Source organism: Sinorhizobium fredii NGR234 (genome assembly GCF_000018545.1).
GTDB classification, from domain to species: domain Bacteria; phylum Pseudomonadota; class Alphaproteobacteria; order Rhizobiales; family Rhizobiaceae; genus Sinorhizobium; species Sinorhizobium fredii_A.
Genome location: NC_012586.1, coordinates 1563597 through 1577693, shown reverse-complemented (window position 1 = coordinate 1577693; position 14097 = coordinate 1563597). Strand labels below are relative to the sequence as shown.

Sequence of the window (14097 nt, the reverse complement as noted above, 5' to 3'; positions counted from 1 at the left end):
GTTTTATCGGCGCTCTCGGCAAAGAGCTCCCGGGATCGAGTGTACGCTGCCACGTCGCCTTTGACATCCACGTCGATGGCGCGGCTGCATCGTTCCTGGATCGAAGCCGGCGCTTGATTGCCTTGTCAACGGTTTGAGAGGTCTGACCGCTTCGCGTTTCCCGAGCTCTCAATAAGCTCTCGCCGGGACAAAAAGGCAGATCGTTCGTCCATTGTCTTCGCCCGCCGCAGAGCACCAATGATATTCGCCGTCCGGGGAGATGCGCACGCGTCTGTCGGAATAGGGGAGGACCTCGCCGGTCGCGTTGATAATGTAGCCTTGCGGGCGTTCGCTTATGGCCGCCTGGTTGACGTGGCGGCAGTCGTAATTCGAGCAGCAGGAGTTCGGATATTTCCAGCCGCTCGGCGCGTCATGAGCGTAAGCAAAGGTGTTTATCGACAATCCGACCAGCAAAAAGATAATTCCGCGCATTGCGATCTCCTTCTACAGAGGGAGTCGAAAGACGAGACACTACATTCGAAATCCGCTCTAACACTCTTGAATCGAATTACTTTCTCGATTTCGATCGGATCAACGCGAAACATCGTGATCGACAGGGAACGCTCGGCAATTCTCAAACGAGAGACACGGTCCGGAACCGGCAGCGTTCATAGATGCTTACAAACGGCGGGATCATCCAAAATGATCCGCATCAGGCGGCGTTACAGTTCAAATCTGGCGAATTAACGTCCTGCGGGCTGCAGATCGATCGAGCATCTACCAAGGATTGCAGTGAAGGCGAGGGCGGCTACTCAAGACTGATGGATGTAGAGCGCATCGCTCGCGCCTTCGACGAGCTCCATCGGCCAGAGCGTGTTCGCTGTCGTAGATGGGTAGTGATGCCTGAAGGCCGGCATGGTCGCGAGCAGCGTTTCGGCCAAGGCGACGCCGAGATCTCGCAGCGACAGCTGGAAGCACGTGAGCGACGGCGAGAGAAACTGGGCGTGCGGGCTGTAGCGCCCGATGACCGCGATATCACGTCCCGGCCTGACGCCGGCCTCGGACAAGGCCCGGTAAAAGCCGATCGCGATCGTTTCATTGATCAGCACGATTGCGGTCGGGCGGTCGTCCAGCGCCAGGAGATCACGGCCGATCTGGTATCCGCCCGCCTCGTTGGGAGTGGACCGAAAGATCAGGTCCTCGTCGAGAGTGAGACCGTGCGACGCCAGTGCCTCGCGGCAGCGTTCGACGAAGACATAGCCAAGGTTAACGTCATCGTGCGGCCGCGTGATGGCGATGCGGCGATGCCCGCGCGCCACAAGCCGGTCGATGGACGCCTGCGCCATGCCCTCGAAATCGAGGTCGAGCCAGGGCTGGCCGGCATCCGTCAGGGTTCGGCCAAGCGTGACGAAAGGAATGTTGCGCTCGGAAAGGAGCTCGACGCGCGGATCGTGCCGTTGCGTTGCCGACAGGATCATCCCGTCGGCAAAGCCGCGGGCCACCACGCGGCGCAGGTAGTCGGCCGGGTCCTCCTGCGACGAGCAGAGCAGGGCGACGAGGTCGAGCTTATGCCTGGCGAATACCGCCTGGACCCCATCGAAGACGCTCATGAAGAACGTGTCGCCCTGGCCGGTGATCTCCGCTCCGGTCTGCATCATGAAGCCGATGATGTTGGTCGTTCCCTGCCGCAGGCTTCGCCCGGACTGGTTCGCCACATAGCCGAGTTCCTTGGCGGCCGCGAGCACCCGCCTGCGCGTCTCCTCGTTCACATCGGGGCGGCCGTTCAACGCACGGGAGACCGTTCCGATCGATATATCGAGATGCTGCGCAAGGCGCCGAATGCCCTTCATTTCGGAGTGTGTCCTCCTCTGCCCGCCCACCGGTTCCGATTCCCTATTGACATGTTTCGGAAACTCCGCATAGTTCCGTAAACGTTTACGGACGCCAAAACAAGGCGAAAATCGTAGGTTTGCGGGAGGGTGATCGTGATTTTGCGCGCAGTTCTGTGCGGGTGCGGAGCTATGTCCAGGGGCTGGGTGAAGGCGATCGCCGCCGACCCCGATCTTCGGTCGGCGATCCGGATCGTCGGCCTCGTCGACGTGAAACCCGAGACCGCTCTCGCTCTTGCCGCTGAATTCGATCTCCAGGACGCCGTCATCGGCTCCGATCTCGACGCGGTGCTCGCCGAAACGACCCCGGAGATCCTTTTCGATGTCGTCGTGCCGGCGGCGCGGCGCGACGTCGTTGCCACCGGTTTCAGGCATGGGTGCCACGTGCTCAGCGAAAAGCCGATGGCCGCATCGCTCGCTGCCGGCCGGGAGTTGATCCGCCTCGCCGACGAGGCGGGCAAGATGCATGCGGTCGTGCAGAACCGGCGGTTCATTTCCGGCGTGCGCCGCATCCGCCGTTTCGTGGAGGAAGGCGGCCTCGGACAGCTGACCGGCATTCACTGCGACTTCTTTATCGGTGCCCATTTCGGCGGCTTTCGCGAAGAGATGGAGCACGTCCTGCTTCTCGATATGGCGATCCACACCTTCGATGCGGCCCGCTTCATCGCCGACAGGAAGCCGATTGCCGTCTATTGCCACGAGGAGAACCCGCGCGGCTCCTGGTATCGGCACGGGGCGGCCGCAACGGCGATCTTCGAACTTTCGGACGACGTCACGTTTACCTATCGGGGCTCCTGGTGCGCCGAGGGCGCCAACACGAGCTGGGAAAGCGCTTGGCGGGTCACGGGGACGCGAGGCACGCTGCTTTGGGATGGGGCCGAGAGCTACCGTGCCAATACGGTCGGGAGCAGCGAGGGCTTGCTGCGCGAACCGGTGCCGCTCGAAATCCCGGAGCCCGCCGATCCGGGGCAAACGCATGGGCACGCCAGCGTTATTGCCGATTTCATCGCGGCGATCCGCAGCGGCAAGAAGCCGGAGACGGCGAGCGACGACAATATCAACAGCCTTGCCATGGTGTTCGCGGCGATCGAGAGCGCCCGTACCCGGCAGCGCGTGACAATCTGAACGAGGCAAACCGATGAGCAATCCAGCCAAGTCCATCCGCATCGGCACCATGGTGAGCGCCACCAAGGGCGAGGCGGCGAAGCGCATCGCCGAGATCGCCGACCTGGGCTTCGAAAGCTTCGAACCCTTCTTCTGGCAGACCACCAACGGGCAGGACTTGGCCGAACTCGGCAAGCGCTGCCGCGAGGCGATCGGCGATCGCGACATCACCATCTCGACGCTCGGCATGTTCGGCAATCCCCTCGAGGATACCGATATCGACCTGCAGACGCTTAAGGGCTGGAAGGACTGCATCGACAATGCCCATCATTTCGGCGCGACCTGCGTGGCGGGTTTTACCGGCCGGATCCGCAACCGGCCGCTCACCGACAGCTTGCCGCGTTACCGCAAGGTCTGGCGTGAACTCGCTGCACGCGCCGCCGACAGGGGCGTGAAGATCGCTTTCGAGAACTGCGCCATGGACGGCAACTGGGCGACAGGCGATTGGAACATCGCCCACAATCCGGACGCCTGGGAGCTGATCTTCAACGAGACGCCGGACGACCACATCGGCCTCGAATGGGAACCCTGTCACCAGATGGTTTATTTGATCGAGCCGCTGCCGCAGATCCGCAAATGGGCGCACAAGATTTTCCACGTGCATGGAAAGGATGCGACGATCCGCTGGGATATCATCCGCGAGCACGGCATCTTCGGCAAGGAGAAGTTCGTGTTCATGCGCACGCCCGGTTTCGGCGACAGCAACTGGACCGACATCATCTCCGAGCTGAGACTCGCCGGCTGGTCCGGCTCGATCGACATCGAAGGCTGGCACGATCCGGTCTATCGCGACGCGCTGGAAATGACCGGCCAGGTCCATGCGCTCAACCACCTGAAGACCTGCCGGGGAGGTGACTTCGTCGCCGACCCTGCCTGAGACGAGACATGCCCGACGGTCGGCGTGGAGGACGCCGGCCGCGGGTCAACTTGAGAGGAGGAGTCCATGGGTATCCGCAGATATGCAATGCTGGGCGCAATCGCCCTTGCGAGTGTTTCCTTGCCGGCCTTTTCCGCCAGCGCGGAAGACGTCACGGTCACGGTCTGGTCATTGGATAGAGATATCCAGCCGGCGCCGAACTTGATCAACGATTTCAACAAGCTCAATTCAGGAATTAAAGTCGAGTATCGGCAGATCCAGTTCGACGACGTCGTCAGCGAAGCGATGCGCGCCTATTCGACGGGGCAGGCACCGGACATCATCGCCGTCGACAATCCCGAGCACGCGCTGTTTTCCTCGCGCGGCGCCTTCCTCGACCTCACCGACATGATTTCGAAGTCCTCGGTGGTGAAGCCGGACAACTATTTTCCCGGGCCGCTCGCCTCCGTAACCTGGGACGGCAAATATTACGGCATCCCGAAGGCGACCAACACGATCGCCCTTTTTTACAACAAGGACATGTTCAAGGCGAAGGGGCTTGACCCGAGCAAGCCGCCGCAGACCTGGGACGAGTTGGTCGCGGCGGCACGCAAGCTGACCGACCCGGCCGCGAATGTCTACGGCCTTGCCTTCTCGGCCAAGGCGAACGAGGAGGGTACCTTCCAGTTTCTGCCCTGGGCGCAGATGGCGGGCGGCGGCTATGACAGCATCAATTCCGAGGGTGCGGTCAAGGCTCTCGACATCTGGAAGACGATTATCGGCGAGAAGCTTGCTTCGCCGGATTCGCTCACACGCGGCCAATGGGACTCGACCGGTACCTTCAACTCCGGCAATGCCGCGATGGCGATTTCCGGCCCGTGGGAGCTCGATCGCATGATCAAGGAGGCGAAGTTCGATTGGGGCGTGGCGCTGCTGCCGGTGCCTGAGATCGGCGCTGAACGGTCCTCGGCGATGGGCGATTTCAATTGGGCGATCTTTGCGAGCACCGAACATCCGCAGGAAGCCTTCAAGGTCCTCGAATACTTCGTTTCGCAGGACGACCGAATGTTCAAGGATTTCGGCCAACTGCCCGCCCGCTCGGATATAGCCATTCCCCCGACCGGCGAACCCCTGAAGGATGCGGCTCTCAAGGTTTTCCTCGAACAGCTGAAATATGCCAAACCGCGCGGTCCGCACCCGGAATGGCCGAAGATTTCGAAAGCGATCCAGGACGCGATCCAGGCGGCTCTGACCGGCCAGATGAGCTCGAAAGAGGCGCTTGATCAGGCTGCCGAGAAGATCAAGGCGGTTCTCGGCTGAGCAGGCGCTGCCGCCCGAAGCAGCGGCAGGCATTCACCGGCGGATATCATATCCGCCCGAGTTTCCTCCCGAGAGGGGCGATCTCCGGCCGTGCCGGGATCGCCCGCGGGGATCGCGATGAAGAGATTTCTTTCCAGCGTCACGGACGGAAGCGGCTTCGACATCGGCCTCGTCCTGTTGCCGCTTGCCTTCCTGTTCGTCATGTCCGGGCTGCCGCTCCTCTACAACGTGGTGATGAGCCTTCAGGAGGTCGACATGTTCAGCCTCGGCAGTTTCTGGCGGCCTTTCGTCGGCTTGAAGAACTATGTGGATCTCTTCTCGCAGCCCGAAACTCGTCCCATTCTCCTCAACACGGCGCTCTTCGTCAGCGCTTCGATTGCCGGCCAGTTCGTCATCGGCTTCGGCCTGGCCCTGTTCTTCTGGATGAATTTTCCGGGTGCTTCCTGGCTGCGCGGCCTGTTTCTCGTCTCCTGGGTGATGCCGGGTCTCGTCGTCGGTGCGATCTGGAACTGGATTCTCTCCGGCGATTTCGGGGTCCTCAACTTCTTTCTGCGGGAGGTCGGTGCCACCGACGGCAATATCTTCTGGCGCTCCGATCCGAACTATTCGCTCTGGGCGGTGATCATCGCCAATATCTGGCTTGGGACCTCGTTCAACATGATCCTGCTTTCGGTCGGGCTTTCGGGCATACCGAAGGATCTCTTTGAGGCGGCGGAACTCGACGGCGCCAACGCCTTCCAGCGGTTCTGGACGATCACCTTGCCGATGATGCGCTCGACGATCGGCGCGATCGTCGCGCTCGGCCTGATCTTTACGCTGCAGCAGTTCGACCTTTTCGCCGCGATCACCTCTGGCGGACCGAACAACGCGTCCAACGTCACCCAGTACTGGGCCTGGGATCTCTCGTTCCGCCAGTACGACTTCGCCAAGGGCGCGACGATCTCGGTGATCATGATCGTCTTCGTGATGCTCGCCTCCGTCGTCTATGTGCGCTCCACCCGCCACGAGGTCAGAGGATGAGTGACGCGTTCCGCAACCGGCTGATGTTCGCCGCCGCGCTCGTGCTGGCGGCCATATACCTCTTTCCGCTCTACTGGATGTACATAACCGCGCTCAAAACCGGTTCGGCGATGTTCGCGACCCCGCCGAAGTTCCTGCCGAGCGAACCGCAATGGGGGATCTACGAATACGTCTGGCAAAGCCGCAACATGGGACGCTATCTGTGGAACTCGCTGGTCATCGCCTCCGGCGCCGTTTCGTTGATCGCGGTGCTCGGCGTCGGCTGCGCCTATGTGCTGGCGCGCTACCGCAATGTCTGGGTGGATGTCGGGCTGTTCCTGATCCTCATGCTTCAGGTGCTGCCCGCCTCGCTTATGGTGACGCCGATCTTCGTCGGCTTCTCGCAATTCGGCCTGCTCGACACGCCGCGGCTCGCGGTCATCCTGGCCATCGCCGCAAAGAGCATGCCCTTCTTCGTCGTGCTCGTCCGGGCGACGTTCATGAGCGTGCCGATGGAACTCGAAGAGGCGGCGCTCGTCGACGGCAATTCACGCATCGGCGCCTTCTTCAACATCGTCCTGCCGCTTGCCCGTAACGGCATCCTGGTCAGCGCCATCCTGATCTTCATGCAGGCCTTCGGCGAGTTCGTCTATTCGAAATCGTTGATCCAGGCGGTCGAATTGCAGCCGGCGAGCGTCGGCCTCAACTCCTTCATGGGTCCGAACACCAATGAATGGAACAACATCATGGCCTACGCCACGATCTACGTGACGCCCATTCTCGCCGCCTTCGTCCTCTTGCAGCGCCGCATCGTTTCCGGCCTCACATCGGGAGCCCTCAAATGACCCTTCAGATCGAGCTCAACGGCGTCAACAAATATTATGGTGCGTTCCACGCGCTGAAGGATATCAACCTCGCGATAGAGGAGGGGACTTTTGTTGCCCTCGTCGGCCCCTCCGGCTGCGGCAAGTCCACGCTGCTCCGCTCGCTCGCCGGCCTGGAGAAGATTTCGACCGGCCAGATGAAAATCGCCGGCCAACGAATGAACGACGTTCCGCCGCGCAAGCGCGATGTCGCCATGGTTTTCCAGTCCTATGCGCTGTACCCGCACATGACGGTCGAGGAGAACCTCACCTACAGCCTGCGCATCCGCGGCGTGAAGAAGGCGGAGGCGCGGAAGGCGGCGCAAGAGGTGGCCGCGACCACTGGACTTTCGCATCTGATGAAGCGCTATCCCCGTGAGCTCTCAGGCGGCCAGCGCCAGCGCGTCGCGATGAGCCGCGCCATCATCCGCCATCCGAAGGCCTTCCTGTTCGACGAGCCGCTTTCCAACCTCGACGCCGCGCTTCGCGTCCACATGCGCAAGGAGATCCGGGCGCTGCACGATCGGCTGCACGCCACGTCGGTCTATGTCACGCATGATCAGATCGAGGCGATGACCATGGCCGACCACGTCGTCGTGATGCGCGACGGCGTCATCGAGCAACAGGGACGACCGCTCGATCTCTATGACCGGCCGGCCAACAGGTTCGTCGCCGGCTTCATAGGCTCGCCGGCGATGAACTTCATACCGGGGATCGTCGGCGAGGGTGGCGCGGACGTGATCCTCGATTTCGGCCGGACGCGGGCGCGGCTGGCGCTCGCCGTTCGACTGGCGCCTGGACTCGGAGTGACAGTCGGCATCCGTCCGGAGCATGTCCGGATCGTTGCCGCCGGCCAAGGAGCCTTCGATATCCCCGTCGGCGTCGTCGAGTCCACCGGCTCGGCCACTTATGTCGCCTCGGCAACGCAGCCTGAATTGACCGTGGTCGAGACCCGGCGCGGCGACGTGAAAAGCGGCGACGTCATCGGCCTTGCGATCGATCCGAAGCAACTGCATCTGTTCGATGCGGAGACGGGGAATCGGATCGAAGGCGAAAGGGCGCGCGCCGATGGACACGTTGTGCAGCGGGCTGCCCCTCATCCCGCTGCCGCGACCTTCTCCCCGTCCTGACGTCGTCCTGACGGGGAGAAGGGGCAAGCCGCGCCCACCTCGGCAGACGTTCCGTTTGCGAAGAGAGGCCGATTTTGCGCCAAGGCCCACCCACGAGTCCCCTTCGCCCCGCTTGCGGCAGGGCTGTCCGGGGAACTTTCCGGGTGAATCGAAATGCCGCAGGCGCATGCCCCGTCAGACGGCGGTTTTCCGTCTATTTTCTGGTTGTCGAGACTCAGAAAAGGAGACGGAGCATGCGGTTCAGCCCTAGCATTTTCGGCCAGCTGCTGAAAGCCATTGATCGCCGCAGCTTCCAGGCGATTGTCGATCGCCATGGCGGCGATGCCTATGACAAGCGCTTCACCAGCTGGGACCATCTGGTGGCGCTGATCTATGCCCAGTTCAGCGCCGCGACCAGCCTGCGCGGGCTGGAGGCGGGCTGGAATGCCAACGCCCAGCAGCATTACCACCTCGGCAGCGCCCGGCTGCTGCGCTCGACGCTGTCGGATGCCAATGCCCGCCGGCCGGTGGCCGTCTTCGCCGAGACTTTTGCGCTTGTCGCCGGCCAGCTCGACCGGCAGACGCGCCGCGACGGCAGCAAGATGCTGCGGCTGATCGATTCGACGCCGATCCCGCTCGGCAAATTATGCGACTGGGCCAAGTCGAACGGCCGCATCCGCGGCATGAAGCTGCATGTCGTCTATGACCCCAAGGCCGATTGCCCGCGCCTCCTCGACATAACCGACGCCAACGTCAACGACGCCCAGATCGGCCGCACCGTGACGATCGAGAAAGGCGCCACCTACGTCTTCGACAAGGGCTACTGCCATTATGGCTGGTGGACGGCGATCGCCGCCGCCAAGGCCGTCTTCGTCACCCGCCCGAAGGTCAATATGGCGCTGAAGGTGGTGCGCAAGCGGCGCATCACGGCCGCCGAGGGCGACGGCTTCACGGTTCTCGAGGACGCCAGGGTGCGCCTTGCCAGCAAGGGCGATTCCAAGCTGCCGATCGGCTTGCGCCGCATCACCGTCAAGCGCGCCGACGGCGACACCATTACGCTGCTGACCAACGACCTCAAGCGCCCGGCCGTCGCCATCGGCCAGCTCTACAAGGGCCGCTGGCAGATCGAGCTGCTGTTCCGCTGGATCAAGCAGCACCTGAAGATCCGCAAGTTCCTCGGCAACAACGACAACGCCATCCGCCTGCAGATCTTAGCCGCGATGGTCGCCTATGCGCTGCTGCGCATCGCCACCCGCCTCTGGCGCCTCACCCTGCCGATCCTGCGCTTCACCGACCTCGTCACCCAATGCCTGTTCCAGCGCAAATGCATTGCCGCCATCGACAAGCCGCCGCCCGTCAATCCAAGCCGACCAAAACCCACAACAAACCCCAACCAGATGGCCTTCGCCTATGCCTGAACTTTCCCCGGACAGCCCTGCGCTTGCGGGGAGAAGGTGGCCGGCAGGCCGGATGAGGGGCCAGCTACGTTTGCGAATTCAACCAGAACTGTCCTGTGCCCTGAGGTTCAGGATCAGCCGTTCCTGCCCCACCCGGATGACGTGCTCCATGGCGCTGCGGGCGCCTTCCTCGTTGCGGCGGCCGATTTCTTCGACGATGCGGATATGTGCCATGGCGACGCGATCGATTTCGCTGTCGTCCGCCGAGGGGCTGGTGAGCCGGAAGACACCGACAAGCGCGGCTTCGATCAGGCTCCCGACCGATCGCATGAACGGGTTGAGCGAGGCTTCCAGCAGCCGCAGGTGAAAGTCGAGGTCGGCCTTCGCCAGCGTCTGGCCGCTATGGCCGGCATCCGCCATGGCCACGGCGAGCCGCATCATCCAGGCAATATCCGCATCCGTGGCGCGGCGGGCCGCGAGGCTTGCGGCATAGGGCTCGAGGGCGAGGCGCACTTCGCTGACATGGCGCAGGAACTCCTCGTCGACTCCGGCGCTGAAATGCCAGGTGAGCACATCGCCGTCAAACAGGTTCCAATTGGCGCGCGGCAGGACTCGGGTGCCGATCCGCGCCCGCGCCACCACGAGCCCCTTGGCGGCGAGCGTCTTCATCGCTTCGCGGAGCACGGTGCGGGAGACGTTGAAGCGCGCCGCAAGTTCCGTGTCACCGGAAAGCGTATCGCCGACGGCAAACCGACCGGAGACGATCGCCTGGCCGAGTTCGTCGACGACGAGCCGGTGGCTGGTCCGCTTGCCCGGTTGATGGCCGAAACCCGACGACGGCATTTTACACGGCCCTCCACCTCGTCATGCGGGCTGCCGGCCGTTGCGCGACAGGCGGATGATCCCCTTCTGAAGAAGGATGAAGGCGAAGAGCAGCAGGCCGATCAGGATCTTGGTCCACCAGCTCGAAAGCGTTCCGTCGAAGGTGATGTAGGTCTGGATGAGGCCCTGGATGAAGATGCCGACAAGCGTGCCGGCGACGAAGCCGGAGCCGCCGGTCAATAGCGTCCCGCCGATGACGACCGCGGTGATCGCGTCGAGCTCGACGCCGACCGCCGCAAGGGAATAGCCGGCCGAGGTGTAGAGCGAGAACACGATGCCGGAGAGACCAGCCAGCAGTCCCGAAAGCGCGTAGATCCTGACCGTTGTGCCGGCGACCGGCACGCCCATGAGTTTCGCCGTCGCTGTGCCGCCGCCGAGGGCGTAGACATTGGTGCCGAAACGGGTCCGGTGCGCGATCAGGATGCCGGCGGCAAAGACGAGCAGCATCAGGCCGCCGATGAGGGTGATCCGGCCGCCGCCCGGCAGCTTGAAATAGAGGCTCTTCAGCGTCGCGTAGAACGGATGCTTGATCGGGATGGAATCGATCGACAATACGAAGGCCATGCCACGGGCGAGGAACATGCCGGCAAGGGTGACGATGAAGGCAGGCATTTCGAGATGATGGATGATCGCTCCCATCAGCGCCCCGAAGAGTGTCGTGATGGCGAGCACCAGCACGAAGGCGGCAAGCGGGTGGATGCCGGTCTGTTCCAGCACGACCGCCAGAAAGACGCCGGTAAAGGCGATCACCGCGCCGACCGAGAGGTCGATGCCGCCGGAAAGAATGACGAAGGTCATGCCGACGGCGGCGATGCCGAGGAAGGCGTTATCGGTGAGCAGGTTGCCGATCACCCGCGTCGAAAACATATTCGGGTACTGGGCGACGCAAAGCGCGTAGCTCAGCAGGAAGATCAGGATCGTCGCCGTAAGCGGAAGATATTTCTGCTTCATTTTGCTTCTCGCTCGGTCGGTTTGCCGGCTGCGCGCGGAATGCTCACGAATGTGAAGGCGGCGCGGAAACGAGGCGACTGGAGCACCAGGATGAAGACGATGATGGCCGCCTTGATGATGAGGTTGAATTCAGGCGGGAAGCCCGAAAGGAGGATTCCCGTGTTGATCGCCTGGATGATGATGGCGCCGAGCACCGAGGCGGCGATGCTGAAACGGCCGCCGAGCAGCGATGTGCCGCCGACCACGACCGCCAGGATTGCATCGAGCTCCAGCCAGAGCCCGGCATTGTTGGCGTCGGCCCCCTTGATGTCGGCCGCGGCGACCACCCCGGCAATTGCCGCGCATAGACCGGAAAGGACATAGGCGGCGATCAGCAGCACCGGCGTGAAGACGCCCGAGAGCGTGCTCGCCTCCCTGTTGACGCCCACCGCCTCGACCAGCATGCCGAGAGCCGTCCGGCGGACGACGAGGGCGACCAGAACGCCGAAGACCAGCCAGATGACGACCGGCATCGGCAGGCCGGCAAAGGAGCCGCTGCCGATGAAAATGAGGCCGGGATCGTTGAAGGTGAGGATGGCGCCTTCCGTGATGAGCTGTGCGATGCCTCGCCCGGCGACCATCAGCACGAGCGTCGCAATGATCGGCTGGATATCGAGGACGGCAACCAGGATGCCGTTCCAGATGCCGCACAGGATGCCGACGGCAAGCGTGACGAGCAGCGTTTCGACAAGCGAATGGCCGGAGGTGATCAGCGAGGCGGATACCGCGCCGCAGATCGCCATGACGGCGCCGACCGAGAGATCGATGCCCTTGGTGGCGATGACGACCGTCATGCCGATCGCCAGCAAGACGACGGGAGCGCCGCGGTTCAGGATGTCGATCAGGCTGCCGTAAAGCCGGCCGTTCTGAATCTGCAGGTTGAGGAAGCCGGGGAAAATGATTGAAACTGCAGCGATAATGATCGCCAAGGCAATCAGCTGCGGCAGCAGTCTGGTAAAATATGTCCGGACGGTCGAAGTCACGATGCCTCCCGTTCGTTGGCCGCGGCAATCGCTTCGACGATCTGATGCGCGGTAATACGGTCTCCGCCGAGTTCGGCGACGTGGTTGCGGTCGCGCAGCACGACGACCCGGGTGCTGTAGGCGACCAGCTCCTCGATCTCCGATGAGATGACGATCAGCGACAGGCCCTTTTCGCGCAGGTTCTCGATCAGCCTGACGATCTCCGCATGGGCGCCGACGTCGATGCCGCGCGTCGGCTCATCGAGGATCAGGAACTCGGGTTCGGTGGCAAGCCAGCGGGCGAGGATCGCCTTCTGCTGGTTGCCGCCGGAAAGCAGCCTGATCGGCTTCTCCCGGTCGGCGGTGCGGATGTCGAGGGCGCGAATATAGTGGTCCGCCAGGCGGTTCTGCTCGGCACGCGAGATCGGCCGCGTCCAGCCGCGTCTTGCCTGGAGCGCGAGCACAATGTTTTCGCGCACCGACAGATCGCCGACGATACCGGCCGTCTTGCGATCCTCCGGGCAGAAGCCGAACTTCTGGCGGATGGCCGCGCGCGGCGAGGACAGATCGACGGCCTGGCCGTCGATCTCGGCGCTACCGCTGTCGGCGCGACGGGCGCCGAAAAGCACCTCGGCGGTTTCGGTACGACCCGAGCCGAGCAGGCCGGCAATGCCGACGACCTCGCCGGCCCGGACGTCGAGATCGAAGGGATTGATACGGCCGCGGCGGCCATAATTCTTGAACTGATAGCGCAGCCGACCCTCGGCGGTCTCGATGCGGGCGGAGTGGATCTCGGCCGCGAGCTCGCGTCCGATCATCATGGCGATCAGGTCGCGCCGATTGAGATCCGACGTGTCGCGCGTGCCGACGAGCTGGCCGTTGCGCAGCACGGTGATGCGGTCGGAAATCTCGTAAACCTGCTCGAGGAAATGGGTGATGAAGATGATGCCGAGCCCGCGTGCCTTGAGGCGCCGGACGATGCGGAAGAGCATCGCGACTTCGTGCGCGTCGAGGCTCGCCGTAGGCTCGTCGAGGATCAGTACCTTGCCGGAGAGATCGACGGCGCGGGCGATCGCCACGACCTGCTGGATCGCCACCGAAAAGCTCGCGAGATCGCGCGTCACATCGAGATCAAGCTCGTATTCCGCCAGCAGTTCGCGGGCCTTACGGTTCATGGTCCGCGTATCGACCATGCCGAAGCGGCGCGGCTGGCGTCCGAGGAAGAGGTTCTCGGCGACCGTCAGGTTCGGCAGGAGGTTAACCTCCTGGTAGACGGTCCCGATGCCCAGCCTCTGAGCATCGAAGGTGTCGCGGGGGTCGACTTCGGCGCCTTCGAGCAGGATGCTGCCGCCGTCGCGCCTATAGGCGCCGGTCAGGCATTTGATGAGTGTCGATTTGCCGGCGCCGTTTTCTCCGAGTAGCGCGTGGACTTCGCCGCGCCTGAGGTGAAAATCGACCTTGTCGAGGGCCTTCGTTCCGGGAAAGCCCTTCTCGATCCGGACAGCCGAAAGGATATTGTCGCTGCTGGTCTGCATGGAAACTGTCTCTGCATTGGAAGGCGGCGCACACGCCCTCTCGGACGGATGCGCGCCATTCCTCGCCAAGGATCAGGCGGTCTTGCGCAGCGCTCGGCCATAGCTGGCACCGCGAAATTGACGGCCCGCGCGGAAGTGCCGCGCAGGCCGAA

Annotated in this window: 13 protein-coding genes; 7 read left to right on the top strand and 6 right to left on the bottom strand. The window is 63.0% G+C overall.

The features are described 5' to 3' along the window. Positions 1–168 precede the first annotated feature (168 nt). Both NGR_RS07480 and NGR_RS07475 read right to left on the bottom strand, forming a co-directional pair. Entirely contained in the window at positions 169–471 is a 303-nt protein-coding gene (locus tag NGR_RS07480; RefSeq protein WP_015887643.1) for a hypothetical protein, read from the bottom strand. A 320-nt stretch (positions 472–791) separates the two neighbouring features. Then, complete coding sequence (locus tag NGR_RS07475) at positions 792–1829, bottom strand: LacI family DNA-binding transcriptional regulator (protein WP_164923958.1); 1038 nt, start codon at positions 1827–1829, stop codon at positions 792–794. A 135-nt stretch (positions 1830–1964) separates the two neighbouring features. Here NGR_RS07475 and NGR_RS07470 point away from each other — a divergent pair, with 135 nt between their 5' ends. The 7 genes from NGR_RS07470 to NGR_RS07440 all read left to right on the top strand — a co-directional run bounded on the left by NGR_RS07470 (position 1965) and on the right by NGR_RS07440 (position 9597). Continuing rightward, positions 1965–2993 carry a Gfo/Idh/MocA family protein gene (locus NGR_RS07470; RefSeq protein WP_164923957.1) on the top strand — a complete coding sequence of 343 codons (1029 nt, stop codon included), beginning with the start codon at positions 1965–1967 and terminating at the stop codon, positions 2991–2993. A gap of 13 nt (positions 2994–3006) precedes the next feature. Next, positions 3007–3909: a sugar phosphate isomerase/epimerase family protein gene (locus tag NGR_RS07465; protein WP_015887640.1), complete on the top strand. Its 903-nt coding sequence runs from the start codon at positions 3007–3009 to the stop codon at positions 3907–3909. A gap of 66 nt (positions 3910–3975) precedes the next feature. Continuing rightward, entirely contained in the window at positions 3976–5208 is a 1233-nt protein-coding gene (locus tag NGR_RS07460) for an ABC transporter substrate-binding protein (protein WP_015887639.1), read from the top strand. A 117-nt stretch (positions 5209–5325) separates the two neighbouring features. Then, positions 5326–6228: a carbohydrate ABC transporter permease gene (locus tag NGR_RS07455; protein ID WP_015887638.1), complete on the top strand. Its 903-nt coding sequence runs from the start codon at positions 5326–5328 to the stop codon at positions 6226–6228. Next, positions 6225–7052, top strand: a complete 828-nt coding sequence (locus tag NGR_RS07450; protein ID WP_015887637.1) for a carbohydrate ABC transporter permease — start codon at positions 6225–6227, stop codon at positions 7050–7052. The genes NGR_RS07455 and NGR_RS07450 overlap by 4 nt, the downstream gene beginning before the upstream one ends. Next, a complete protein-coding gene (locus NGR_RS07445; RefSeq protein ID WP_015887636.1) occupies positions 7049–8200 on the top strand; it encodes an ABC transporter ATP-binding protein in 1152 nt (383 codons plus the stop codon). The genes NGR_RS07450 and NGR_RS07445 overlap by 4 nt, the downstream gene beginning before the upstream one ends. Before the next feature lie 233 nt (positions 8201–8433). Continuing rightward, on the top strand, positions 8434–9597 hold the full coding sequence (locus NGR_RS07440) for an IS4 family transposase (RefSeq protein WP_015887635.1): 1164 nt from the start codon (positions 8434–8436) through the stop codon (positions 9595–9597). A 78-nt stretch (positions 9598–9675) separates the two neighbouring features. On the opposite strand, the gene NGR_RS07435 is transcribed toward NGR_RS07440, so the two are convergent. From NGR_RS07435 to ytfR, 4 genes are read right to left on the bottom strand one after another with little or no spacing between them, the layout of a single operon-like run. Then, positions 9676–10419, bottom strand: a complete 744-nt coding sequence (locus tag NGR_RS07435) for a FadR/GntR family transcriptional regulator (RefSeq protein ID WP_015887634.1) — start codon at positions 10417–10419, stop codon at positions 9676–9678. A gap of 21 nt (positions 10420–10440) precedes the next feature. Next, positions 10441–11409, bottom strand: a complete 969-nt coding sequence (yjfF, locus tag NGR_RS07430; protein WP_015887633.1) for a galactofuranose ABC transporter, permease protein YjfF — start codon at positions 11407–11409, stop codon at positions 10441–10443. Then, a complete protein-coding gene (locus NGR_RS07425) occupies positions 11406–12431 on the bottom strand; it encodes an ABC transporter permease (RefSeq protein ID WP_015887632.1) in 1026 nt (341 codons plus the stop codon). The genes yjfF and NGR_RS07425 overlap by 4 nt, the downstream gene beginning before the upstream one ends. Next, a complete protein-coding gene (gene ytfR / locus NGR_RS07420) occupies positions 12428–13945 on the bottom strand; it encodes a galactofuranose ABC transporter, ATP-binding protein YtfR (RefSeq protein WP_015887631.1) in 1518 nt (505 codons plus the stop codon). The genes NGR_RS07425 and ytfR overlap by 4 nt, the downstream gene beginning before the upstream one ends. Positions 13946–14097 lie beyond the last annotated feature (152 nt).

Coding starts and splice junctions, on each gene's coding strand:
- NGR_RS07480 (WP_015887643.1), bottom strand. CDS start 471: ATGCGCGGAATTATCTTTTTGCTGGTCGGATTGTCGATAAACACCTTT.
- NGR_RS07475 (WP_164923958.1), bottom strand. CDS start 1,829: ATGAAGGGCATTCGGCGCCTTGCGCAGCATCTCGATATATCGATCGGA.
- NGR_RS07465 (WP_015887640.1), top strand. CDS start 3,007: ATGAGCAATCCAGCCAAGTCCATCCGCATCGGCACCATGGTGAGCGCC.
- NGR_RS07460 (WP_015887639.1), top strand. CDS start 3,976: ATGGGTATCCGCAGATATGCAATGCTGGGCGCAATCGCCCTTGCGAGT.
- NGR_RS07455 (WP_015887638.1), top strand. CDS start 5,326: ATGAAGAGATTTCTTTCCAGCGTCACGGACGGAAGCGGCTTCGACATC.
- NGR_RS07450 (WP_015887637.1), top strand. CDS start 6,225: ATGAGTGACGCGTTCCGCAACCGGCTGATGTTCGCCGCCGCGCTCGTG.
- NGR_RS07445 (WP_015887636.1), top strand. CDS start 7,049: ATGACCCTTCAGATCGAGCTCAACGGCGTCAACAAATATTATGGTGCG.
- NGR_RS07440 (WP_015887635.1), top strand. CDS start 8,434: ATGCGGTTCAGCCCTAGCATTTTCGGCCAGCTGCTGAAAGCCATTGAT.
- NGR_RS07435 (WP_015887634.1), bottom strand. CDS start 10,419: ATGCCGTCGTCGGGTTTCGGCCATCAACCGGGCAAGCGGACCAGCCAC.
- yjfF (WP_015887633.1), bottom strand. CDS start 11,409: ATGAAGCAGAAATATCTTCCGCTTACGGCGACGATCCTGATCTTCCTG.
- ytfR (WP_015887631.1), bottom strand. CDS start 13,945: ATGCAGACCAGCAGCGACAATATCCTTTCGGCTGTCCGGATCGAGAAG.